21 protein-coding genes and 1 riboswitch are annotated in these 23,771 nt (G+C 39.9%); of the genes, 5 read left to right on the top strand and 16 right to left on the bottom strand.

Features of this window, described 5'->3' with window-relative positions; genetic code table 11:
• Positions 1–7: 7 nt before the first annotated feature.
• Both ACQKKK_RS23150 and ACQKKK_RS23155 read right to left on the bottom strand, forming a co-directional pair.
• Positions 8–1,798 (bottom strand): ABC transporter ATP-binding protein, encoded by a 1,791-nt coding sequence (locus ACQKKK_RS23150; RefSeq protein ID WP_427619409.1) that lies wholly within the window; start codon positions 1,796–1,798, stop codon positions 8–10.
• Positions 1,773–3,521, bottom strand: a complete 1,749-nt coding sequence (locus ACQKKK_RS23155) for an ABC transporter ATP-binding protein (RefSeq protein ID WP_427619411.1) — start codon at positions 3,519–3,521, stop codon at positions 1,773–1,775. The genes ACQKKK_RS23150 and ACQKKK_RS23155 overlap by 26 nt, the downstream gene beginning before the upstream one ends.
• Positions 3,522–3,967: 446 nt before the next feature.
• Here ACQKKK_RS23155 and ACQKKK_RS23160 point away from each other — a divergent pair, with 446 nt between their 5' ends.
• Entirely contained in the window at positions 3,968–4,528 is a 561-nt protein-coding gene (locus tag ACQKKK_RS23160; RefSeq protein WP_427619413.1) for a nitroreductase family protein, read from the top strand.
• A 94-nt stretch (positions 4,529–4,622) separates the two neighbouring features.
• On the opposite strand, the gene ACQKKK_RS23165 is transcribed toward ACQKKK_RS23160, so the two are convergent.
• Both ACQKKK_RS23165 and ACQKKK_RS23170 read right to left on the bottom strand, forming a co-directional pair.
• Positions 4,623–5,600, bottom strand: coding sequence for a sensor histidine kinase (locus ACQKKK_RS23165; RefSeq protein ID WP_427619415.1), 978 nt, complete (start codon positions 5,598–5,600; stop codon positions 4,623–4,625).
• 12 nt (positions 5,601–5,612) lie between these two features.
• A complete protein-coding gene (locus ACQKKK_RS23170) occupies positions 5,613–6,311 on the bottom strand; it encodes a LytR/AlgR family response regulator transcription factor (RefSeq protein WP_427619417.1) in 699 nt (232 codons plus the stop codon).
• A gap of 162 nt (positions 6,312–6,473) precedes the next feature.
• Here ACQKKK_RS23170 and ACQKKK_RS23175 point away from each other — a divergent pair, with 162 nt between their 5' ends.
• Positions 6,474–7,226 carry an ATP-binding cassette domain-containing protein gene (locus tag ACQKKK_RS23175; RefSeq protein ID WP_427619418.1) on the top strand — a complete coding sequence of 251 codons (753 nt, stop codon included), beginning with the start codon at positions 6,474–6,476 and terminating at the stop codon, positions 7,224–7,226.
• Positions 7,216–8,382, top strand: coding sequence for an ABC transporter permease (locus ACQKKK_RS23180; RefSeq protein ID WP_427619420.1), 1,167 nt, complete (start codon positions 7,216–7,218; stop codon positions 8,380–8,382). The genes ACQKKK_RS23175 and ACQKKK_RS23180 overlap by 11 nt, the downstream gene beginning before the upstream one ends.
• A gap of 34 nt (positions 8,383–8,416) precedes the next feature.
• Here ACQKKK_RS23180 and ACQKKK_RS23185 read toward each other — a convergent pair whose 3' ends face one another.
• From ACQKKK_RS23185 to queF, 7 genes are all read right to left on the bottom strand, one after another.
• Positions 8,417–9,562: an ABC transporter permease gene (locus ACQKKK_RS23185; RefSeq protein WP_427619422.1), complete on the bottom strand. Its 1,146-nt coding sequence runs from the start codon at positions 9,560–9,562 to the stop codon at positions 8,417–8,419.
• Positions 9,559–10,740, bottom strand: coding sequence for an ABC transporter permease (locus ACQKKK_RS23190; protein ID WP_427619423.1), 1,182 nt, complete (start codon positions 10,738–10,740; stop codon positions 9,559–9,561). The genes ACQKKK_RS23185 and ACQKKK_RS23190 overlap by 4 nt, the downstream gene beginning before the upstream one ends.
• A gap of 11 nt (positions 10,741–10,751) precedes the next feature.
• A complete protein-coding gene (locus tag ACQKKK_RS23195; protein ID WP_427619424.1) occupies positions 10,752–11,687 on the bottom strand; it encodes an ABC transporter ATP-binding protein in 936 nt (311 codons plus the stop codon).
• 142 nt (positions 11,688–11,829) lie between these two features.
• Positions 11,830–12,489: a response regulator gene (locus tag ACQKKK_RS23200; RefSeq protein WP_427619425.1), complete on the bottom strand. Its 660-nt coding sequence runs from the start codon at positions 12,487–12,489 to the stop codon at positions 11,830–11,832.
• The gene (locus tag ACQKKK_RS23205) at positions 12,486–13,682 is read right to left on the bottom strand and encodes a sensor histidine kinase (protein ID WP_427619426.1); all 1,197 of its coding nucleotides are present in this window, start codon (positions 13,680–13,682) and stop codon (positions 12,486–12,488) included. The genes ACQKKK_RS23200 and ACQKKK_RS23205 overlap by 4 nt, the downstream gene beginning before the upstream one ends.
• A gap of 361 nt (positions 13,683–14,043) precedes the next feature.
• On the bottom strand, positions 14,044–15,390 hold the full coding sequence (locus tag ACQKKK_RS23210) for an aspartate kinase (protein ID WP_427619428.1): 1,347 nt from the start codon (positions 15,388–15,390) through the stop codon (positions 14,044–14,046).
• Between the two features lie 488 nt (positions 15,391–15,878).
• Complete coding sequence (gene queF, locus ACQKKK_RS23215) at positions 15,879–16,379, bottom strand: preQ(1) synthase (protein ID WP_053344304.1); 501 nt, start codon at positions 16,377–16,379, stop codon at positions 15,879–15,881.
• Positions 16,380–16,485: 106 nt separating this feature from the next.
• Positions 16,486–16,531: riboswitch (PreQ1 riboswitch) on the bottom strand.
• A gap of 129 nt (positions 16,532–16,660) precedes the next feature.
• Here queF and ACQKKK_RS23220 point away from each other — a divergent pair.
• On the top strand, positions 16,661–17,518 hold the full coding sequence (locus ACQKKK_RS23220; RefSeq protein WP_427619430.1) for a DMT family transporter: 858 nt from the start codon (positions 16,661–16,663) through the stop codon (positions 17,516–17,518).
• Positions 17,519–17,822: 304 nt separating this feature from the next.
• Positions 17,823–17,957: a BA3454 family stress response protein gene (locus tag ACQKKK_RS23225; protein WP_098176965.1), complete on the top strand. Its 135-nt coding sequence runs from the start codon at positions 17,823–17,825 to the stop codon at positions 17,955–17,957.
• Between the two features lie 260 nt (positions 17,958–18,217).
• Here the strand turns inward: ACQKKK_RS23225 and ACQKKK_RS23230 are convergent, their stop codons facing one another.
• From ACQKKK_RS23230 to qoxA, 5 genes are all read right to left on the bottom strand, one after another.
• The gene (locus ACQKKK_RS23230) at positions 18,218–18,667 is read right to left on the bottom strand and encodes a YfmQ family protein (RefSeq protein WP_427619432.1); all 450 of its coding nucleotides are present in this window, start codon (positions 18,665–18,667) and stop codon (positions 18,218–18,220) included.
• A 322-nt stretch (positions 18,668–18,989) separates the two neighbouring features.
• Positions 18,990–19,274, bottom strand: a complete 285-nt coding sequence (gene qoxD, locus ACQKKK_RS23235; protein WP_427619433.1) for a cytochrome aa3 quinol oxidase subunit IV — start codon at positions 19,272–19,274, stop codon at positions 18,990–18,992.
• Between the two features lies 1 nt (position 19,275).
• Entirely contained in the window at positions 19,276–19,872 is a 597-nt protein-coding gene (qoxC, locus tag ACQKKK_RS23240) for a cytochrome aa3 quinol oxidase subunit III (protein WP_427619435.1), read from the bottom strand.
• On the bottom strand, positions 19,872–21,818 hold the full coding sequence (gene qoxB, locus ACQKKK_RS23245; protein WP_427619436.1) for a cytochrome aa3 quinol oxidase subunit I: 1,947 nt from the start codon (positions 21,816–21,818) through the stop codon (positions 19,872–19,874). The genes qoxC and qoxB overlap by 1 nt, the downstream gene beginning before the upstream one ends.
• A gap of 74 nt (positions 21,819–21,892) precedes the next feature.
• Positions 21,893–22,825, bottom strand: coding sequence for a cytochrome aa3 quinol oxidase subunit II (gene qoxA / locus ACQKKK_RS23250; protein WP_427619437.1), 933 nt, complete (start codon positions 22,823–22,825; stop codon positions 21,893–21,895).
• Between the last annotated feature and the right edge of the window lie 946 nt (positions 22,826–23,771).

The following is a 23,771-nucleotide window of genomic DNA, read 5'->3' on the forward strand; positions in this document are numbered from 1 at the left end:
TTTTTCTTCATCCGGTCTGATTTTCCTTTAATGAACTGCGATAGAGTTCGTAATAAAAACCCCTTTGCCTCAGTAATTCATCATGTGATCCCTTTTCAATGATCCTTCCTTCATCAAGCACCAGGATTTGATCACTTTGCTGAATCGTATTCAATCGATGGGCAATGACAAAACTTGTCCTTCCCTCCATCAAACGATGTAATGCTTCCTGGATTTTCAGCTCGGTAATCGTATCTATGCTGCTTGTCGCCTCATCCAAAATCAATAGAACGGGATTGGCTAAAATAGCCCTGGCAATCGATAAAAGCTGGCGCTGTCCCTGACTGATTCCACTGCCATCCTGATTCAAGATAGTATCATATCGATCAGGCAGTTTCATGATAAAGGAATGGGCATTGGCAAGCTTGGCTGCATCCACCACTTCTTCATCATTCGCCTCTAATCGACCATAGCGGATATTTTCACGAATCGTACCTTGAAACAAAAAGGAATCCTGTAAAACAAAGCCCATATGCTTGCGGAGACTTGACCTCGTCACCTGCTGGATATTCTGGCCATCGATCAAGATCCGGCCGCTGTTCGGCTCATAAAAACGCGCAAGAAGATTAATGATCGTAGTCTTACCGGCCCCAGTGGGACCTACAAGCGCGATAGTCTCCCCTTTTTCTGCATGGAAACTAACATCATATATCGTTTGGTCCTCATCATTGTACGAAAAGGAAACACCCTCAAAGTCCACCTCACCACGTACATCCAGAAGTTCAGAGGCCTGTTTCTCATCCACTTCTTCTTCTTTTTCATCAAGTATGGCGAAAACCCGCTCCGCACCGGCAACGGCCGAGAGGAGTGTATTGAATTGATTAGCCAGGTCATTGAGCGGACGGGTGAATTGCCTTGAGTACTCGGTGAAAATGACAATGACCCCGATGGAAACCGTTCCTATGCCGCTCAGCGCCAAAAAACCGCCGACAGCGGCTATTACAGTAAAACTTAAGTTGTTCAGTAAATTCATCAGTTTTGGAATCAGCCCAGAGTATGATTGTGATAGGAATCCGGCTTTCTTTAAGTTTTCACTCCGGGTGATAAAGTCACGGATCACTTTATCTTCCTGCGAAAAAGCCTTTACGATCCGTTGTCCCGAAATCGTTTCTTCTATAAACCCATTCAATTCTCCAAGGTTCTTCTGCTGTTCCTTAAAAAGCTTGCCCGTCCTGTTCGTTATCCACCTCAGCCCGAAAAACATAAGAGGAACGATGAATAAGGTTAAAACAGTTAATAAAGGGCTTAAATACAGCATCACTCCGATCGTCCCGACCAGTGTCAGCACACTTGAAAAAATCTGGATGACGGAACTATTCAAAGTGGAACTGACATTTTCTATATCATTCGTGACCCTACTCATCAATTCCCCATGCTGACGCCGGTCAAAAAAGGTAATGGACAGCTGGTGAAGCTTTTTGAACAATTGATTGCGCATCGCATAGACCGTATCCTGCGCGATTCCGATCATCCAATAATTCTGAAGCCACATGGATAGTGAATAGAATATATAGACTCCGAGAAGCCCGATAAGAAGGCTAATCAGCCCCCCGCTATCCTTTGTGACAATATAATCATCGATGGCCATCCCTACAAGAAAGGGGCCAAGCAATCCCAAAACCGAGCTTATCAGCACCATGAACAGGACATAAAATAGCAGGCTTTTATTCGTTGCTAAGTAGGGGATGATCCTTTTTATCGTATTCCATGAGTTGACCGGTTTTGCCTTTGCCTTATCGAGAGATATTCTTCGACTCAAGAGAAATCCCCTCCTCCCCAAACTGTGAGTGAACGATTTTTCGATAAAGATCACTTGTTTGAATCAAATCCTGATGTTTCCCCAGCGCAAGCACTTGGCCATTTTCCAGCAGCAAGATCTTGTCCGCCTCCATGGCTGTACTGATTTTTTGTGTAATGATGAGTGTTGTACATGTATAGGCCTTTAAAGCGGCGAGCAATTTACTTTCCGTTTTCAAATCCAGCGCACTCGTACTGTCATCCAGAAGAAGAATCTTCGGTCTGCGCACTAATGCCCTCGCAATCGATAACCGCTGTTTTTGCCCTCCGGACAGATTCACCCCTTTTTGCCCTAACTGCGTCTCATATTGTTTCGGGAGTTTCATTACGGTCTCATGAACCTGAGCATGCATGGCAGCTGCCATGATTTCCTCCATCGATGCCCCTTCTTTTCCCCAAGCAACATTGTTTTTTATGGTTCCTGAAAAAAGCAAGGCTTCTTGCGGTACATAGCCGATCCTTTTCCGCAGCGAATTCAAGGGAATATCTTTCACATCCTGGTCATCTATTAGAATGGATCCGCTCTCAACTTCGTATAATCTCGGAATCAGCTGAAACAAGGATGTTTTCCCAGATCCTGTCGCTCCTATGATGGCAAGCGATTCTCCCGGATCGATAGAGAAGTTCAAGTTTTTCAATACCGGTGCAACTGTTCCAGGATAGTGGAAAGATACATCCAGAAACTTGATGCCTCCCCCTTTGACGGCATCACTCTTGCTTTCAATTTTACCTTCATCAATATCTATCGGGGTTTCAAATATTTCCGTCACACGTTCCGCTGAAGCCTTTGCACGGGAAATGACCGTGATCAGCCATGAAAAAACGGAAAGTGATGCCGCAATCCTTGTGGCATAGTTGACAATCGCCACAACTTCCCCTACCTGTATATCTCCCGTTGTGATAAATTCACTTCCAAGCCAAAGAATGATCAGAATCGCCACATTCATGACCAGCATCAGAACAGGCATCGTCGTTTCAATTAAACGAAGGGAAGTCACAGTCTTTCTTTTCAACTCTTCATTCGCATCGTCAAACCGTCCGATTTCATGCTCCTTACGAAGAAAGGCTTTGATCAAGCGCATGCCTATCAGGTTTTCCCTCATGACCCCATTGACATTATCGAGCTTTTTCTGCACGAGCTTAAACATCTTAGCCGCTCGTTTCATAACCCATCCCAGGAAGAAAACAAGAACCGGAATCGAAATGACCAAAACAAGGGCGAGCTTCAAATCGACCGCAATCGCCATTATCGCCCCCCCGATTACTATCAATGGCGCCCTTGCCATGATACGCAGGCCCATGAAAACCGTATTTTGAAGTTGGGTTACATCATTCGTCATCCTTGTAATCAACGAGGAAGTCGGGATATTATTCAAATTCGCAAAAGAAAACGCCTGTATCTTACCAAAAAGGCTTTTCCTTACATCATGTCCAAAGCTCTGACTTACATGTGATGCTGCAAAGGAATTAACGATCCCGCCAAGAAATGAAAAAATGGAAAGTCCAACCATGACGCTTCCCCATATAATCACTACCGATAAATCTTTCTGTAAAATGCCATCATCAATTATTTTAGCAATAAATAGAGGTTGTAACAGTTCTACACCGAGCTCGACAATCATCAAGAATAAAGCAAGAATGATCAAGAGCCAGTATGGCTTAAGAAATGAGGCCAGTTTTTTCATCTATGACACCCTTCGATTCTTCATATGTAGATAGCATCTTTTTATCTCTCATTATACATTTTTATACAGGTTATTTAAAAGATTTTAACTGATTTAAAGGATTGGTAAATATCTTGTTTTTTTAAAAATAATACCCTTGACAAATAACAGGAAATAGGAGAGAATTCTAATTGATAATGATTTTCAATTTCATTATTGATCTCTGAAATTTGATAAACAATTACGATAATCTTATATCGTACCCTTTTGATATTGTACATAGATACAATGTCGCCCCGGCTTCTCTGTGCCTAGTAAAAATTATATGCTCATTAGCGAATGCAAGTCACTAGAATATTGCCCCCTCTTTATTCAAGTAATTTATTCACGTTGGAAGCATATTAGGCAGCCGGGGATTATTTTAAAAAAAACTAAAAAACATACATATATAAAGGAGCAGGATGATCATGAAACTCGAACAAATCATTAAGGAACGACGCAGTATCAAAAGATTTAAGGATACTCCTGTGTCACTAGATACTATTCAATCCTTATTGGAAACATCGACATGGGCACCGAACCATAAAATGACTCAGCCATGGCGCTTCATTGTGGTGCACGGTGATAGCCGATTAAAACTTGCTGAAGCAACTCGTGCTTTTATGGCAGGCAAAGAAAAAGACCCTGAAAAGAAAAAAGAAGCCGGTCAGCGCGGATACAACAAGCTAATCGGTGTTCCGATGTTTGTTGCAGTCGTAATGGAGGAAAACCCAAATCCAATGACTCGCGAAGAAGATTATGCCGCTACAAGTGCCTTGATCCAGAATTTCAGCCTGCTTGCCTGGGAACAAGGAATAGGGATGATTTGGGAAACGTACGGAATGATTCACAGCAACGAATTCCGTGAAGCTTTAGGTGTAAAACCTGGTGAAAAAATCGTTGGAAGTTTGCACGTTGGCTATCCCGATATGATTCCAACCCCGCGCCCTCGTAAACCGATAGACCAATTATTAACAGTGATGAACTAAAAAGGAAAGCCTCCATTTTCTATTTGGAGACTTTCCTTTTTTTAACGCTAAATTTTTTAAAGTGGAGAATATACTTTGCACCAAAGAAAATTGGTTACAGTATCGCCGGAACTTTAATTTTCAATATAAATTCTTCACTTTTATAGGTGAAATCCAAATAGCCTTGATGTTTTTTCACTATATCCGCGATGATTCTCGTACCTATTCCTTCATGTTCCCCCCGCTTCATCGTTTGACCATATTTCTCAAACAATGAATCCAAGATAGAATTAGGAATCGGCAGACAGCTATTACTACAAGATAATAGATACACCCCACTCCGTTTGTAAAACTGCAGGATGACATGGGCCGTTTCCCCCTTTTCCTCCTGCCACGCTTCAGCTGCTTCAATCGCATTAGCCAGCACATTCCCAATCAACGCTACGAGTTCCTGATCCTTAATAGGTAAAGAAGAAAGAGGTACATCCAGATGATAAACAATTTGTACTTCATTTTCCTTTGCCCTCCGGTACATTTGATGAAGGATCCCGGCAATGACCCCTTTTTCACCTTTAATCGATAGATTTGTTTCTTCAAATCCCTCTACTAATTCATTCATATACACTTTTGCCGCTGCCACCTCATCATGCTCAATCATAAATTGAAGCGCGGACACATGTTTCAGAAAGTCATGACGTTGACTACGGACCACCCGGAAGGTTTCATTAACCTGTAATCGTTCCTCTTTCATTTGTTTTTGTTGATTTTCCAGACGTAAACCTTTTACCCCAATATTCACTCGCACCCACTCAATTCCTATAAACAGAACAAATAAACCAAAATAGGAAATTGAAGGATTTAATAATAAATAAAGGATGGCAACCACAAACTGCATTCCTAATAAAACGCCATTCAAAAAATTTCCTAGGTAGAGTTGTTTATAGAGATAAGAACATTTCCAGTAAAAGCAAATGACGAAGAGGCAAACCAACATCACTACTATGTATAGAGGCAACTGACAAGTTGGTACCTTAGTTAATTCGTAAAAATTCCATGCTCCTAATAGAGCGACAATAATCGATAATGCATTCACAAAATTCACACCTTAAAAGTATTGGGCTTGCAAAAAGTCCACTCTTTCCTTCGTGATCATCGCCTGCTCCTCTATGCCTTCGAAACTCACGAGATAAGAATTTTTTGCGTACAATGAAAAGTTTTTCACAAAGTGAATATTAATGATGAATGAACGGTGAGAACGGATGAAATCTCTTTCCCTCAACTCCCCTTCCAGTTCATTCAACGTTTGATAGGTTTTAATCGGTCCATTTTTCGTATGTATGGTAGTCGAACGTCCAGAGCGCTCGATAAAAATTATATCCTTCTTTTGTAGAATATGGATATCATTTTTCTGTTTTAAGAACAGCCTTCCCGCCACTTCTGCCGTTTTGGACTTTTCTAGAAAACGATCAATTGATTTGACCAGCCGATCTTTCGAATAAGGCTTCATGATATAGTCATGTACGTTTAGCTCAAACGCATGGACCGCATACCCACTTGTACCGGTCACAAAAATGACAGCAATGTTCAATGCATGAGAATGAATGATATCCGCTAATTCATACCCGGACAAATTTGGCATTTCAATATCCGCTATTAGTAAGTCAATTGTTTCCTGTTTAATCTGCTCATAAGCATATTCAGCGGAGTCCGTAGAAAAAACAAGTTCGATACCCGGTATCTGAATTACAATACCATTCAGCTTATCCAAATCGATTCTCCGGTCATCCACAAGTCCTACTTTCATTTTCAACTCTCCTTATCTAGAATTATATTTATTTTACCATTCAAATATGGAAAAATGACCTTTTCGCGACAGTAAATGGTATTTTCACGACAAAACTACAGCTTCTTCATTCGTTTATTTGTATGATTAATACATCAAAAAGAGATTGCAGGAGGTTCTGAAATGATTGAAATTCATGAAGTCACAAAATCATTCCAAGATAAAAAAATATTTATAACCGCCCTTAAACACGTTTCCCTTGATGTGAGAAAAGGCCAAATTGTCGGGCTCCTTGGAGAGAATGGAGCAGGGAAGACTACCTTACTACGGTCTATTGCCACACTTTTGACACCAACAGATGGCTATATCAAAATTGACGGATTTGATACATTAGATAATCCGAATGAAATAAAGAAAAGAATCGGTGTCTTGTTCGGTGGCGAAACCGGACTATATGATCGCTTAACCACACGCGAAAACCTTGCTTACTTCGCCACACTTTACGGATTAAGTAAACATGAAACCAAAGTCCGAATTGAAGAGCTTGCCGTCATGTTCGGAATGAAGGATTATCTCGACCGAAAAGTTGGCGGGTTCTCAAAAGGGATGCGGCAAAAGGTCGCTATATCTCGTACACTCATTCATGATCCTGACATCATACTTTTCGATGAGCCTACGACAGGACTTGATATCACGTCATCCAACGTATTTCGCCAACTAGTCCTTCAACTGAAACAGCAGGGGAAAACGATCATTTTCTCAAGCCATATTATGGAGGAAGTTACTTTATTATGTGACTCCGTTGCCATGATGCATAAAGGGGAACTGATTTACAAAGGAAAGCTTGAATCGCTTTATATAGAGGAAAACAGTCGTGACCTGAACTATATTTTTATGTCAAAACTTGTAAGGGGGAACAAATCTCATGTTTCTTAATATGTATGTGAAAGAAATGAAGGAAGCGTTAAGAGATCGCCGCACATTGATTTTGAGTGTCTTCCTTCCTATTCTCTTATTGACTGGGTTAACACTATTTTATGAAAGTTTAATGACAACGGATGAAAATGAAACCTATACCCTAGCGGTCGATCCATCATTCAGCAAAGACGGCAAAGCCCTTCTGAGTGATTTTCCACAAATAAAAGTTAAATCATTCGGAAACCCAACTGAAGCTGTCCAAGAAGGCAAAGCCGCTGCTGCCCTTCAAGTAAGCGACGGTTTCATGGACCAAATTGAAAAGGGTGAGCAAGTCACTTTCAGCCTTTCCGGTGACACGTATAGCCAGGATAGTTCTTTCGCTCTTTCACAGGTCGAGTCAGCTTTAACACTTTTTGAAAAACAAATCATTCAAGATCGTTTGCAAAGCATCAATGCTGATTCTAGTTTGATTAGTCCGCTGCAGGTCAACATTAAGGAAGTGGGACTTGATACCGATAACGGGGCTTCCCTTAGCATTCTTTCCATCTTTTTACCGATGATTATCACGATGGCCATCAGCACTGGTGCCTACCCGCTTGCCTCCGACTTATTTGCAGGAGAAAAAGACCGCAAAACAATGGAAGCCCTGCTAATGACTCCCGTCAGCCGTGGGAAAATCCTTGTAGCAAAATGGCTGACGATTTCATCAATTGGAGCGCTTGCTGGAATCGTCTCCATTCTAGTCGTCACCTTAGAGCTCATTTTTTTAACGGAAGAACTAAGAAAAGGATTTGATTTCGGTAACGACATATGGATGATCCTTCCTATTGCCCTATTAATTACAGTTTTATTTTCAATGTTCATGGGGGCTTTGCAAATGTCAGCAAGCATCATATCCAAGACCGTCAAGGAATCCCAAAACTATATATCACCAATAACAATGCTTGTCATTCTGCCTGCACTATTCTTAGGCGGAACTGGGTTACATGAATTAACAACTAAACATTTTCTGATTCCTATTTTCAATATCTTTGCTCTTTTTAAAGAATTGATTTATGGTGTGATTGATTACCAGAACATCTTCCTTACAGCAAGCAGCCTCATTGTCTCAATCGTCCTATTCTTTGCTGTATCAAGGTTATTATTTTTGAAGGACAAGTGGGTATTGAATTAAAAAAGACGCGCTGAATTCTCAGCGCGTCTCTTATTTATTCGAACTGAATTTTCCTCATTCCTATAAATAAAAATACAAGAGCAAACACGAGTAAAATGGCTACCGAATCAAAAGGAAGAGAGCCATTTCCGGCGATATCCTTCAATCCCTTCATAGCCCATGTCTGAGGCAGAAAGTCAGCCATTTTCTGCATATAGATAGGTTCTATCTCAAGTGGCCAGTAAACGCCTGCAATCATGCAGGTGGATACAACAATGAGATTACCTGCCGCTGATTGCTGCTCTACCGTTTTAGCTAGACCAGCAATCATGAGCCCCAGACCCACAATCGCAAACAACATTGCTGAAACGAGAATCATCAAAGCAAACGGATCTCCCCACCTTACGTCAAAAAAGAAATGGGTAGCGACAATTAAGATACCGAATTGAATCCAGCCAATCAAGAAAAAGGATAACAGGTATCCAGCCGCAACCTCAAACCTAGATGCTGGAGTTGCCATTAATCGGTACCACACCCCGTTGCTTCTTGCTTCTAAAATCGTACCTGTTACACTCATCATCGTAATCATCAAGAACATGATGGAAAAGCCTGCAGCACTGCCTGATAAACCAATCTGTTTCGAAACAGCTCCCCCATCTGTGACAACTTTTTTAAGCCCTGCGCCTTCTAAATCCGAATTTTTTAATTTTTGATACATGACTTGCCATTCTTCTCCGCTTTGTTCACTCCAGGCCAAAGCAGCCCTCGTTTCAATCTCCAGCTTCGAAAGCTGATTGGATACGAATGCAGTAATCGTTTGATGGGAGGTAAATTCAGGAATATGCTGAAAATTAATCTGGGGATCTTCCCCCTCAGCCATTTTTGTTTCAAATCCCTTTTTAATGGAGATGACTCCCACAATTTTTTTTGCCTCAAGTTCCTGAAGCGCTTTGTCATTCGTACCTTTTTCTATAGTGAACAACGAGTTATTTTCATGAAGCTGTTCAAATAGCGACTGTGATAAATTAGTACCATCTTCATCAACCAATACTACGTTCAGCTTCTTTTGATCCCCATCCCCAAGTAACGTCCCGAACAAGAGTGTAAATAGCAACGGCATGGCAAACATGATGAGATAGCTTTGTGGTTTTTTAAAAATCCTTTGCATTTCCCAGCGGCAAATATTCCAGATCTTTCTCAAACGTATCGCCCCCTTAAACGCCAAACCCCTACTAATAAAGAAACAAAACCAATAGCTCCCAATATAATCAACGACGATAAAAGCTCGCTCCATCCTACCCCTGACATGATGTCTAGAAAACTGGACAATGCCCAATTATTCGGGGTAAAAGCAGATATAGGTTTAAAACTCTCCGGAAACACATAAATCGGCAGCATCGAACCGCCAATTATAGCAAAAATTTGGATACCAATTCCGCTGATTAAATCTGCTGTTTTCTCTTGCGTAATAAAAGCTGCTAACAGCATGGACAGACCCGCAACAGCCAAAGAATAAGCAAAACCTGTCACGATTACTTGCCCCTTGTTTTCACCCCAGTTAACGTTAAAGAAGATGGAGGTAGCTATATAAAAGAGACAAAATTGAATAAAGGCAAAGTAGAGTGTGCCCAAAAACTTTCCAACAAGGATGCCGTATTTACTCGTAGGTGTACTGTTTAAGCGTGCAAGCGTCTCTGTATGACGCTCTTGGATGATTGACTTTGCTCCAAGAGTCACGTTAAAAAGCAAGAACATCGCAAGCATGGCTGCGGCATAATATTGCATGGAAGTAACCGACTTTGCCCCTATGGATTGGTCACTGACTTCGATATTTTTTTTCCCACTTTCCATTAATGCTTTGGATACCTCACCGATATTTTCACTGCCAGTTGAAGCAGACCGTGTTGCAGCCAAGTCTTCCATAACGATTTGGGAAACCGTCGAAATCGTCTGTACCCGATCTACAAAGGAAATGATGATGGACTCGACCACCGCTGCTTTTACCTGTTTATCTTGATCCGTGAAAAGAGCAGCTTCTTCAAGGTGCTCACTCCACTTAGCAGGGATGGAAATCCCCACCTCTATATCACCATCTTTCACCATTTTTTCAAGCATTTCTTCACTTTCTACACTTTTTACTGTAAGGAATTTCGTCTTATCTAACACATCCCGTTTCAATAGATCCGCCATTTCATCTTTTTCGGTCACGTACAAGCCGACTGAAGTTTCCTGAAACCCCTCATCACCTCCAACTATATCTTTCAAGGCCGCTCCAAGAATCAACGTTAAGACGAGTGGCATGATTAACATCATGATAAATCCACGTTTATCAGTGGCTCGAACTTTAAAATCTTTCCATGCTATCAGAAAACTTTTCATTTTCCGCCCTCCTAATCACGTAGTGAACGCCCTGTTAATTGTAAGAAGAGACTTTCTAAGTTTGGTTCTTTCCTTTCAAAGGACAGCACCCTCACATCAGCTTCCACCGCACAGGAAATAATATCTGACACGATGTTCGAATGATGACTAACGACTAATTCCAACGTGTTCTTTTGCGTATTTGCAACGACATTAAAGACATTCTCCATCTGTTCAAGTTCCTTAAGCCAATTACCCTCAACGGAGTCAACCTGCAATGTAATCACGATTCCATCCGTTAACGAATTACATAATTCTTCTTTTCTCCCCAAGGCAATAATTTTACCTTCGTCGACAATACCTACCCGATCACATAAGTATTCCACTTCCTCCATATAATGGCTCGTGTAAATCACAGTCATCCCTTCTCCATTTAGCCTTTTTACTGTTTCTAAAATATGGTTGCGTGATTGCGGATCAATACCGACGGTTGGTTCATCCATAATCAAAAGTTCTGGCTCATGCATCAAGGCAGCCCCGATATTAATTCGTCTTTTCATTCCACCGGAGAACGTCTCGATTTTATGTTTGGCCCTGTTGGTTAAACCGACGATCCCAAGCACAACTTCCGCCCTTTTTTTAGCCTGTGATCGTGTCAGCCCATACATCCTCGCCCAGAAAAGTAGATTGTCAAGCGCTGACATCGTCGGATATAAGGCAATCTCTTGTGGAACAATCCCAATTTTCTTTTTGACCTTACGTGATTCCTTTTTCACAGAAAGCCCATTGATAAGAATTTCTCCCGCTTCATAAGGTAACAAACCGCAAATCATAGCAATCGTTGTAGACTTCCCAGCTCCATTTGGTCCCAGTAGACCGAAGGCTTCCCCCTTTTTCACGGAAAAGGAAACAGCATCAACAACTACCTTCTTACCGAATGATTTTTTAACCCCTTTCACCTCGAGCACCTAGTCATTCCTCCTCATTTACTCATTTCTCTTAATCTTATGTTGAAAGTAAAAATAAACCATCTACCTCAGGACAGAACTTGAAAATAAAAATGACCTTTAGCTATGCTAAAAGTCATCTATCCTTTGTAAGGTTTTATCTTCACTCTGAAAACGTGGTAATCCCATACCGCACGGCAAAGACCGCAGCCTGAGTTCGATCACGTAATTCAAGCTTGCTAATTATATTCGAAACATGGTTTTTCACAGTACCCTCAGTGATTGACAAGGTTGTTGCAATTTCCTTATTATTTTTACCATAGCCTAGATTCAACAGAACATCATGTTCCCGTTTTGTAAGATCCTGGAGGACTGCTGGTTTAACACACACTATCGTTTCCCTTTTTCTTTTAATCTCTTGCAGCATTTGAGCCGTTATTTCCGGAGGAAGCACCATTCCTCCGGAAATAACGGTCTTTATCGCATTAGTAATCATGTCCGCTGACATATCTTTAAGTAAATACCCGCTTGCTCCTTCTTGCAACGCAGAGAAAATGAGCTCACTATCTTGAAAAGTAGTCAGCATCAGCACTTTCGTACTTGGAAGGCTGGATGTGATTAGCTTTGTACCTTCTACACCATTTGTCTGAGGCATTCTAATATCCATTAAGACAATATCAGGCTTCATTTCCAAAGAGCTCTCATATGCTTCCATTCCATCGCTCGCCATCCCAACCACTTCAATCTCCGGCCGCAAATTCAAAAGCGCTGCCAGCCCCTCACGAATGAGGGGTTGATCATCAGCAATCAATATCCTTATCATGATGTTCCTCCTATCGCCCATCTTTTCTCAGCTAACGGAAACTCTACAAAGATGCGGAACCCTTTGTTCCCTACACTCTCGTATAATAACTCTCCACCCATTTCAGCGGTCCGGTCCTTCATGTTTTTTAACCCGATCCCTGGAATAATCTCACTTGCACCTTTACCATTATCTTCAATTTCAATCCTTATCTTTTCTGGCAAACAATCAAGCTTTATTGAGGTTTCAGAAGCCTCCCCATGACGCTTTGCATTCGTTAAACTTTCCTGTATCAACCGAATAATCGTTAGCTGAAGTGCGATTTGGATATTGCTTGGATTTCCTCGAAGTTCAAGAGTCGACTGCAAGCCTGTTGATTGATAAAAACCATCAAGCAGCCTATGCACACTTGGTAAAAAGGCTGTCTCTTCTTCCTCCTTCAAAGCTCGGACGGAAAAACGCATCTCTTCTAATGCCCCCTGAGCTAAATCCATACAAACCCCCATCGTCTCCTTCGCTTTATCCAAATCATACTTGATTAGCTCATTCGCTAATTCCATTTGCACAAATAAAGCCGTCATTTTATGCCCGACCGTATCGTGAATCTCCCTGGCAATTCTATTTCGTTCCCTGATTTTAGCTGCCTCCTCAACTTGATGAGAATAAGATTGTAGTTGTTGATGGGCCACCGATAGCTCTTCATGAGCCACATTCAATTGCAAGAATTGCTCGTTCATAACCTCGCTCGCTTCAATAAGTCGCCTAATCAAATTACCCACCACAGCTGAAAAGGCTACAAACGAAATACTCATCAAGTTATCCAGGAAATCTAACTCTCCTGTTTGCAGATAAGTTGCAGCCATAACCATCAGCCATAGCAAAACAAAAAGCAGCCCATATATTCTATGCCTCTTAGATTCTGCGACAACTATAAACAAGGTGACGGCTACCACGCCAACTAGAATCAAGTATAAAGTTGAATTCGGAAATAAAAAGCCTAACCCAAAACTAAGCAGGCCATCCAGGTAGATAACCCACAGCTTATTAGCTGAAGATTCATTATGAAAAAGCAAATAATGATTCAGCATAAATCCTACAGCAGCCACTATGACTACCCCTTTTAATAACACATCCGAATCAAGAATTCTCCAGTAATAGAAAAAGCTAATCATAAGAAACATGAAAATTCGTAGATTTATTAACCACACACCCATTTCGTCCGCCCTCTTTCGTTTCCTCTTCCTTCATCATGCCTAAATTATTGTGGAAAATAAAGGGTCAAATTGCAAAGGATTTTTAAACGACAAAAAAATGATAAAATAAGCCATCCATATGAACTCATGTTAATATGAATATACATTTAATTTTTTCATTTTGTCATGCTTCAGCATCAATTCCTGATTGTTACAGTGGTCGCATTGCATACCATAGTTTTAATAGCTATTGACATGCGCTTTTAGTCGAACGTACTAATTTTAAGCAAGTCCCCTTATTATCGTAAATACGTTTTGTTTACGAGGTTTTGAATTCACGGTAAAAAACCCCCTTTCCCAAGGAGGCTCTACATTCATTTTCTTAAAAAAATTCGTGGTATAAGGCCTGAATGGCCGTCTCTTCACTGTGCCCTTTCACACCGAACATCATGCTTACTTCCGAAGAGCCCTGGTTGATCATTTCAATGTTCACCTTTGCTTCGGCCAACGCTTTTGACGCCCTTGCCGTTGTACCGACATTATGACGCATTCCTTCACCTACAATCATGATTAAGGCAAGATTATGCTCCACATTCACTTCATCGGCATGAAGCTCTTTCTTGATTCGTGAAATGATTTTCTTCTCGGTTTCACCCTCCATCTGGTCCTGCCTTAGAATAAGTGTCACATCATCGATGCCTGATGGAATATGCTCATACGAAACTCCGTAATCTTCAAGGATATGCAGCAGCTTCCGGCCAAAACCAACTTCCCGGTTCATCAAATATTTGCTAATGTAAATACTGCAAAATCCTTTATCACTTGCAATCCCAATAACCGGCCCATTCGTATTATCCCGTGTACTTACAATGCGGGTCCCTTGTGCAGTCGGATTGTTTGTATTTTGTATATGGACTGGTATTCCCGCACGGAATGCAGGAATCAGCGCCTCGTCATGAAATACCGAGAAACCGGCATAAGAAAGCTCCCGCATTTCGCGATAGGTTAATTCCCTGATTCCCTTCGGATTGGAAACCACATTTGGATTCACCGCATAAACGGCATCCACGTCCGTAAAGTTCTCATACAAATCGGCTTTGACCCCATTTGCAAGAATCGAACCTGTAATATCGGAACCGCTTCTTGAGAATGTTAAAACCTCACCATCTAACGTGTATCCGAAGAACCCCGGGAATACTACTATTCCAGGCTCATCACGCAGAGCATATAACCGATCATACGACTCAGGCATCACCTGGGTGAATCCATCTTCATCTGTTACGATCAAGCCAGCCTTCTTTGGATTTATATAATGAGCCTCTACACCACGGCTTTGAAAATAACCTGCGATTAGCTTCGCATTATTATCCTCGCCACTGGCCATTAAAGCATCCAAATAGCGCTTCGGGTTAGATTGGTCTGCATGCAACAGTGTTTTTAAATTTCCATGAATTCCAGTGATGACCTCCTCGGATATATTTAACTCCTCAGCAATGCTCGCATAGCGGGATACTACATCTTCTATCAAATGCTCCCCATTATCCCCGCGCAGCTGCTGTTCCGCAGCCTCAATCAATAAATCCGTCACCTTTATATCATTTGAATTGCGTTTCCCTGGAGCCGAAACGACCACAATCTTCCTCTCTGGTTCAGCAACCACAATTTCGAATACCTTTTTCACCTGTTCACCTGACGCAAGTGAACTTCCGCCAAACTTTGCAACTTTCATTACGACATCCCCTATTTTTGAAAATATTCTGTCAAAATTATCTCTTCCTATTATTACGTTTTTTTACGAAACAATCAAGCAATAATTCCATTCCGAGAGGACATTTGTATTTTTAAAAAGCACAAAACAGTGAGTTTACTGAATGAGAATAGCAAAAATAAAAAAAACAAAGGCATATGCCTTTGTCTACTTTTTTATGGCTGGTACAATTTGAACGTTGATTGGAACGTAGGGGCACTCGCTTTCCGCGGGCGGTCCGGGAGCCTCCTCAGCTTTCAGCCTGCGGGCTCTCCCTTGGACGCGTATTTCCCGCAGGAGTCTCGCACACCCGCTCCAATCAACTTTGTTTTAACATTTAGATAGAACCGCTTTTGCCTATAGTCTCAGTTTGTAGACAAAAGGGGTTCGGAATGAAAACGTTCCGAACCCCTTTTGAAATTCCCTTTGAATTTTGCTCAAGATTAAGTGCATTTGTCTTTTTCCAATCTTTAGCGATTATCCACGGTTTCCGGGTATAAGTCATGATTCATCAAGCGGAAATTCGCCATTTCCTCAAACTTCGTCCCTGGTTTACCATAATTTGTGTATGGATCAATAGAAATTCCGCCCCTAGGTGTAAACTTGCCCCAGACTTCAATATATTTCGGGTCCATCAACTCAATTAAATCATTCATGATGATGTTCATGCAGTCTTCATGGAAATCACCATGGTTGCGGAAGCTGAATAAATAAAGTTTCAAAGACTTGCTTTCCACCATCTTTACACTGGGGATATAGCTGATGTAAATGGTTGCAAAGTCCGGCTGGCCAGTAATTGGACATAGGCTTGTAAACTCCGGACAATTGAATTTGACGAAATAATCACGGTTTGGATGTTTGTTATCGAATGACTCCAGAATTTCAGGCGCATAGTCGAATGTATATTTTGTCCCTTGATTCCCAAGCAGTGTGATATCTTTTTTTAATTCTTCTTCTTTTCTTCCAGACATAAAAAGTCCTCCTCATCCACGTTTGTCAGGGGAGATTCATAAAATGGGCCTCTATATAACAAAAACCATATCTCCTCAAAGATATGGTTGATTCGCAAAAAAAATCAAAGCCATAGTTTTTTTAAGAGGGTGATGCTATGAACCTCTCCCGTTTTTCGGGAAATATTTTAAAATTGTCATAGTAAATATAGAAAAAAATATCTAATCTGTCAATCATACTTTTAAATTTGGTTTGATTCCTACATGTATACGGCTTAAAATGTAGAAGAAGTTTATCCTACATGAAGGAAGAGATAAAAGCAATGTGGATTTTTGCGGCTCTCATCACCAGTTTATGTTTCGGAATCAATAACAGCATTTTTAAATGGAGTAGCGGAAAAGGTTACTCAAAGGTACATATCCAATTTTTCTTTTATTTTTCAGCTTTTATTTTGTCCATTTTTTATGGAGCTTTTATGGATGGTTTGAAGCTTGACTGGCTATCTATCTTGCTTGGTGCAGCTATTGGTGTACTGAACGCTAATGGTAACATCCAGATGGCAAGCGCCTTTGAAAAAGGGCCGGCAAGTTTGACATCACCACTGATCGCGGCAAATGCAATATTTCCCATCCTATGTGCTGCATTAATTTTTCATGAGCATATTTCTTCGCTGCAGTGGAGCGGAATCGTCTGCATGTTTCTCGCTACCTTAGTCATTCAGTATACACCTAACGCTAAGGGCAATCATCAATATTTACCTTGGATGATGCACACATTATTCTCCATCTTATCTTTTGGTGTGCTCGGCATTCTTATGACGACATCAACACGTCTTCATTTAAACTCCCTTGATATCCTTGTATCAATGTATGGAGGCGGAATGCTTTATCTTCTTTCGGCCCTGGCCTTTAAAAATGAAAAAATCAAGCTAAAGGAAGTCAAAATCGGTTCCTTAGTAGGCTTTTTAAGCATGATAGGCTATGGGTGTTATTTCTTTGCGTTGAACACCGGGATCGCAAGCATCATTTTCCCTGTCGTCAGCCTGAATTGTTTAGTTGTCGTATTCGCTGGATGTTATTTATTCAAAGAAAGACTAAAAACCTATCAAATTGCTGGAGTACTTGCAGCATTAATCGGAATTATCTTAACAAAAATATGAATTGTTAATTTCACAAAAACAACCTGGCTGTTATGCGCACACAAGCCAGGTCGTCTTTATATAGCCACAAAATATGGTATGGCCTGACCCCAATACAACAATCCTCTAAACATAAAAATAAGTAAGGAAATGGAGTCTGTCGAAAAAAAAGTGTTGACATCCCTCTTTAAATATCAGATAATTTTGAATATTAAAACCCGCACTGTACTACTTCGCAATGTTTGAAAAATCTTTCCCCTCGGGTATAAAAGAAGTAGGCACAACCAACTCATATAATATTGAACCAGGAAAGGAATGATTCATAATGGTAAAAGTTACAGTAACAGTTGATTTCCAAGGAAAATCTTATCAAACTAACGTCCTTACTAAACCAGGTACCAATCAAGAAGAAATTTTACAACAAGCCCTTCATCAAGTGGAAAAACAATGGAAAGCATAAAAAAGCAGGCATCGCTTTAGATACCTGCTTTTTTTATTACCTTTTTAGATATAATCAGCAAAATTACTTTTCACATTTCAAACCGATTTATAATGTATTTTTGAATTTTTTCTATTCAAAGAACCCCACGATAAACGATTTTTCCCTTAAATTTACTTTTTATAGTTTTTTTCATATGATGCCAATTTAAATGCTTCAGTTTGTGAAAATTAAACTCTCAATCTGAACCATAAAAAAGAGCGTCTTTTTTTATGTTCCTTTTAAACTAATTCCCTTATTAATGGCATTGAACGTTCTTGAAGGCTATTGGAAAACAGGCTATACGCAACTACTTTCTTCTTGTACTGTTTAACTACATCCACGTGGTCGTTGTAAATGTATAAAAATAATCTTATATCCTTCTTGCCTTCTTTAGTATCAATGACTAATGGAGTCCCACTGTTCTCTGGATGTAAAAATAATTGTTCATTACCAGGGAATATATGATTCTTTTTCAAAAATTGAGCTTTGTTGAAATAATTAATAACTTGTATTTTTTCTTCACCTTCCAACCTTTTTCCGTCAAAGGTTACGGTGGCATTCGCGTCACTAAGTTCTGAATGCATTTTAAATTTGCTGATTATCCAATTCACTGCATCGGTTGGAAGACAGGTAACTAATAATTTGATCACACTTATGAGAATTGTCACAATCAAAACAGGTAATGTCATATTCATCATCTCCGCTAAGGCATAAGTTAACTACTATATCACTTATTATATCAAAAGAGCGGAAAGCTTTTCTTAGGAAATGTGTCTGTTCTATTAACGTTTAACTATTGGTGAATATAAAAACTTTATACTAAATCACAAAAATATAATGCAGGATACACAATTAAAATTAAGGAGCCACTAATATTTTCCATCACAGTATTCTCCTCTTCTTTCTTAAAAATACAAATTTCTATGCGCAGTGAATTGAATGTATGTAATCACCAAAATTTAAATACAAAAAACTGGGCGTCATCAAGACGCCCAGTTTTGCAGGAATGGATTATTGATATCCCCAGATCATTGTTAGCATTGTACCGAAAATTGTAACCAATGCAACAAACAATCCGTAGTAAACGTTTGTGTAAATCGATGCTTTATCTTCAGACTCTCCTGCATGCATGAACATAACAAATTGAAGTGCAGCTTGCATGAAGGCTGTAACAAGCAGGATGATCATAGCCATTTTAAGTGAGAGATCATACACTATAACCGATAGTGCAACCAAAGTCAGGACTAGTGAAAAAGCAAATCCCATAACTTGTCCCCGTGGGAATAATTCTTTCATATTACATCATTCCTTTCAGGTAGACGAAACTGAAGATGAAAATCCAGACAACGTCTAAGAAATGCCAGTAAAGAGAAAAGATGAACGCTTTGTTTGTAGTTTCTGGAGTCATACCGCGTTTTTTAATCTGCATAATGATGAATGCTCCCCAGAATAAACCAAGTGTAACGTGAGCTCCATGCGTACCTAGTAAAGCAAACAAACTAGATAAGAAACCACTTGTTTGGATGGTTGCTCCTTCATGTACATACTCCACGAATTCATAGATTTCGACTCCCAAAAAGCCTAAACCAAGAATAAGAGTGATAACGAAGAAACTAATCATCGCTTTCTGTCTGCCAAGTCTCATTGCATTGATTCCAAGACCAATGGTAAAACTACTGGTTAAAAGAAAAATTGTTTGAAGCATTAGGGTTGGCACTTTAAAAAGCTCATCCCCTGTAGGACCATTTCCAGTACCATGAATTAATACAAAATAAGTGGCGAACAGTGTAGCGAAAAGAGCTATTTCTGCCCCCAAGAAAATCCAAAACCCAAAAATCTTTAAGCGATTTTCTTCCGTACTATATTCTAGTGGCAGCGAGTTATCTATTTTCATTACTTAGCACCTCGCAATTTATTTTCAGTTTCTTCAATTTCTTCAACGGAGATATAACGTCCGTGATCTTTTTCGAATGAACGGTGAGCCATACATGCAAAGATACCTAGTGTTGCAATGATTGCAATGATCCACATGCTGAATACCATTGCAAAGCCCCAAACGAAGAAGATACAGCTCATGATGAACGGCACGCCACTGTTATTTGGCATATGAATCTTTTCTACTTTACCACCAAATAATTTAAAGCCCTTTTTCTTAGAATCCCAGAATGCTTCTGTAGAATCAACTGTAGGAACAACTGCAAAATTGTATTCTGGTATTGGTGTATGTGTAGCCCACTCTAGAGAACGTGCATCCCATGGATCTTTTGAAATATTTCTTGAAGCATAACGAGTACTCCAATAGATATTGTACACAATAAGCGCAAAACCTATTGCTAAGCCAATTGCTCCAACGAAAGAGAGCAAATTCAATGGACCATAGCCCGTTGATTCAGAGTACGTATACATACGACGTGCTTGCCCATCTAAACCAGTTATGAACATCGGGAAGAATGTTACATTAAAGCTGATTGTAATGAACCAGAACGACCATTTCCCTATCTTTTCGCTCAACATGAAGCCAAACATTTTTGGCCACCAGTACGTAAAACCAGCAAGTACGGCAAATACAGTACCAGGAATCAAAACGTAGTGGAAGTGAGCTACTAAGAACATTGTATTATGGTATTGGTAGTCGGCACTTGCCATGGCAAGCATAACCCCAGTTACCCCACCGAGAGTGAAAATCGGAATGAAAGCTAAAGAGTATAACATTGGGACGGTAAAAACGATTTTACCTTTCCAAAGTGTGAACAACCAGTTAAATATCTTAACACCGGTCGGAACAGCAATTGCCATTGTGGTAACCGAGAATATACCGTTAACCATTGCACCGTGACCCATTGTATAAAAATGGTGAGCCCATACTACGAAAGATAGTGTAGAGATAGCTACCATAGAGATTACCATCGAATTATACCCGTACAAGTTACGACGTGCAAAAGTCGAAATGATTTCACTGTAAATACCGAAAGCTGGAAGAATAACTATATAAACTTCAGGATGTCCCCAAACCCAGAACAAGTTTGCCCAAAGCATATCGCTACCGCCATTAGTCATCGTAAAGAACTGAGTACCGAATAGCCGATCCATTGTCATCAACGCAAGTGCCACCGTCAATACAGGGAAAGCGAAAACGATAATAAAGTTTGTAATCAAGATAGACCATGTGAACATTGGCATTTTCATTAAATTCATGCCAGGTGCTCTCATTTTCAAGATGGTTACGATAAAGTTGATACCAGTCAGTAATGTACCGATACCAGCTATTTGAATTGCAATCGCGTAATAGTTCGAACCTACTGATTCACTGAAATCGTTACTTGCCAGCGGGAAGTAAGATGTCCAGCCTGCATCAGGAGAACCACCGACTACGAAAGAGATGTTAAATAGCATTGCCCCCATAAAGAATAACCAGAAGCTTACTGCGTTTAGACGTGGGAATGCTACGTCACGTGCCCCTATTTGTAATGGTGTAACAATGTTCATTAACCCAATGATAAATGGCATAGCCATAAACAGGATCATGACAACCCCGTGTGTTGTAAAAATTTCATTATAATGCTGTCCATCTAACAAACCGTTATCTGGAATAGCCGTTTGAGCACGCATCATGAGAGCATCGGCGCCACCACGGAAAAGCATAAGTAGTGCTGACAAGATGTACATGATACCAATACGTTTATGGTCAACCGTTGTTAACCACTCACGCCATAAGTAACCCCATTTTTTAAAATAGGTAATTCCGGCAACAACCGCAATCATGGTTAAGCCAATGGCAACCATGGATGCATAAATCGCAGGACTTGGATGAGGTACGGCAAATCGATCAAAGTAATCCATACTTTTGTGACTCCTTTCAGGAAATAATCCTTATCGTGTAAAACTAATTGTTTAGTAGACTGTAAGTTAAACCCTTAATGATTCATGTTGCTGTGTTCTGAATGTTCCTCGTGTGAATCTTTGATAGATTCATCGGATTCTTTTTCAGTATCAGATGATCCGTGGTGATGACCTGAATTTTCACCTTCTGGAGCTGGAGAAAACTCTAAGTGAGTTCCAGTAAACGTGGATTGTCCCACATGACCAGGTTCTAGTAATTTATTGAATTTATCCTCAGTAATCGGTTTAGCAGTTGCTTTAATTTCTTTTACCCACTTATCATATTCTTTTGTAGGCATTACATTTACATTGAACGTTTGCTGAGCAAAACCTGAACCACTGAAGTTTGAATTTCGACCCATATACTCTCCTGGTACTTCAGCCGCTAAGTGCAACGTGGTAACCATATCAGACATAGCATATTTTTGTCCTCCAAGTTGCGGAATCCAGAAACTAGCAATTGGTCCGTATGAATAAAGTTTAAATTCAATTGGTCGGTTAGTCGGTAAAAACAGATAGTTAACTGTTTCGATATTTTCTTCCGGATAACTAAAGTGCCACTTCCAGTTAGAAGATGCAGCGTAGATAACTAATGGTTCCTGTTTTTCGTATCCTTTAGGTGTTGCCTCGACTTCATTTGTTGTTTTAACAGTAACAAATGAAAGGAAAGCGACGATTAAAATTGGGATTGCAACCCAAATTATTTCAAGAACCTTACTTCCTTCAATATGAGGTGGTTCATAATCATCACGCTGTTTGGAAGCACGATATTTCATTATCATGAAGACATACAGTACGATTACGACAAGAACAACAAAGGCCATTGTCCATATCGATATCATAATGACATCTGCTTGTGTTGCAGCTACTGGCCCTTTAGGGTCCAAGACCATTAATGGGTTATCGCAACCCGTTAGCACAGTGGCGATGGTAAAAAGTATAGTTAATAAAGCCCATTTTATTTTCATAGTACTACCCCTTTCTTACATAATAAAATTCCTTTTGGTAATTATTCGGACAAAGTGTTACCATGTTCACAAACCCCGACATAACAATATTAATCCCAAGTGAAAAAAAAGACAATACAAAGTGACATCTGTCACATAAAGTTCATTAAAACACAGTAAGAAGTTGGTAAATAAACTGAAATATTCGAAATTCTTAAGGAAATGAAATATAATAAGTGTTTAATTTCTTACTTATGGAGTCTAGGATTTACATGTAGTCCCACTTCATTTTCCATTTAATGTTACTTTAATATAATAAAATATAATTTTTACAATATATTCGCTACATACATAACCCCAAGAACAAATCCGAATTTTCTCAACACTGCGAATTCCATTACCTATCATGTTAATTAGGTAATTATCGATGGAATCGTGAATGATGACGATGTTAGCCAGGATTTAAAAACGAATTTTTCTAACTCGACCATGGACGTGGGTAACGGCATTGTTCACACCATGTCGTTTTTTTGCTTCAATACCTTTGCGGTCCAACACTGGTCACTATTATATGGAAGCAAAGAGTATAAAATGAACATTCCGCTCCATTATGATACTTATTTGATTGCCATTCCCACTTTGATTGCTAATTTGGTTCCTTCCCCAATAAATACTTACTGCCCTGGCACTATTCTTTAACAGCAGTTTAGGTCATTAATCCAATTATTATCCCAATATGAAAAAACACTTCACCTCAGTTGTCCTTTTTAGGAAAACTAGCATAAGAAACACACAAGCTAACTTCACTTCATCCCTTTTATTTCTTTTAGTAAACAGCATAAAAAAACACGAAAAAAAATGGACATTTTTAAGGAGGCTGCTGAAAAACTCACGTTTTTCTAACTAGTACGGTAAATCAAATTAAAAAAAGACGATTCTCATTCGATACTTGAATGGAAATCGTCTT

It is taken from the genome of Peribacillus sp. NPDC006672 (assembly GCF_050274955.1).
In the GTDB taxonomy this organism is placed as follows: domain Bacteria; phylum Bacillota; class Bacilli; order Bacillales; family DSM-1321; genus Peribacillus.

What these genes read in the sequence shown, in the direction of transcription:
- ACQKKK_RS23155 (WP_427619411.1), bottom strand. Translation starts at nt 3,521, where the DNA reads ATGAAAAAACTGGCCTCATTTCTTAAGCCATACTGGCTCTTGATCATT.
- ACQKKK_RS23160 (WP_427619413.1), top strand. Translation starts at nt 3,968, where the DNA reads ATGAAACTCGAACAAATCATTAAGGAACGACGCAGTATCAAAAGATTT.
- ACQKKK_RS23170 (WP_427619417.1), bottom strand. Translation starts at nt 6,311, where the DNA reads ATGAAAGTAGGACTTGTGGATGACCGGAGAATCGATTTGGATAAGCTG.
- ACQKKK_RS23175 (WP_427619418.1), top strand. Translation starts at nt 6,474, where the DNA reads ATGATTGAAATTCATGAAGTCACAAAATCATTCCAAGATAAAAAAATA.
- ACQKKK_RS23180 (WP_427619420.1), top strand. Translation starts at nt 7,216, where the DNA reads ATGTTTCTTAATATGTATGTGAAAGAAATGAAGGAAGCGTTAAGAGAT.
- ACQKKK_RS23190 (WP_427619423.1), bottom strand. Translation starts at nt 10,740, where the DNA reads ATGAAAAGTTTTCTGATAGCATGGAAAGATTTTAAAGTTCGAGCCACT.
- ACQKKK_RS23200 (WP_427619425.1), bottom strand. Translation starts at nt 12,489, where the DNA reads ATGATAAGGATATTGATTGCTGATGATCAACCCCTCATTCGTGAGGGG.
- ACQKKK_RS23205 (WP_427619426.1), bottom strand. Translation starts at nt 13,682, where the DNA reads ATGGGTGTGTGGTTAATAAATCTACGAATTTTCATGTTTCTTATGATT.
- ACQKKK_RS23210 (WP_427619428.1), bottom strand. Translation starts at nt 15,390, where the DNA reads ATGAAAGTTGCAAAGTTTGGCGGAAGTTCACTTGCGTCAGGTGAACAG.
- queF (WP_053344304.1), bottom strand. Translation starts at nt 16,379, where the DNA reads ATGTCTGGAAGAAAAGAAGAAGAATTAAAAAAAGATATCACACTGCTT.
- ACQKKK_RS23220 (WP_427619430.1), top strand. Translation starts at nt 16,661, where the DNA reads ATGAAGGAAGAGATAAAAGCAATGTGGATTTTTGCGGCTCTCATCACC.
- ACQKKK_RS23225 (WP_098176965.1), top strand. Translation starts at nt 17,823, where the DNA reads ATGGTAAAAGTTACAGTAACAGTTGATTTCCAAGGAAAATCTTATCAA.
- ACQKKK_RS23230 (WP_427619432.1), bottom strand. Translation starts at nt 18,667, where the DNA reads ATGACATTACCTGTTTTGATTGTGACAATTCTCATAAGTGTGATCAAA.
- qoxD (WP_427619433.1), bottom strand. Translation starts at nt 19,274, where the DNA reads ATGAAAGAATTATTCCCACGGGGACAAGTTATGGGATTTGCTTTTTCA.
- qoxC (WP_427619435.1), bottom strand. Translation starts at nt 19,872, where the DNA reads ATGAAAATAGATAACTCGCTGCCACTAGAATATAGTACGGAAGAAAAT.
- qoxB (WP_427619436.1), bottom strand. Translation starts at nt 21,818, where the DNA reads ATGGATTACTTTGATCGATTTGCCGTACCTCATCCAAGTCCTGCGATT.
- qoxA (WP_427619437.1), bottom strand. Translation starts at nt 22,825, where the DNA reads ATGAAAATAAAATGGGCTTTATTAACTATACTTTTTACCATCGCCACT.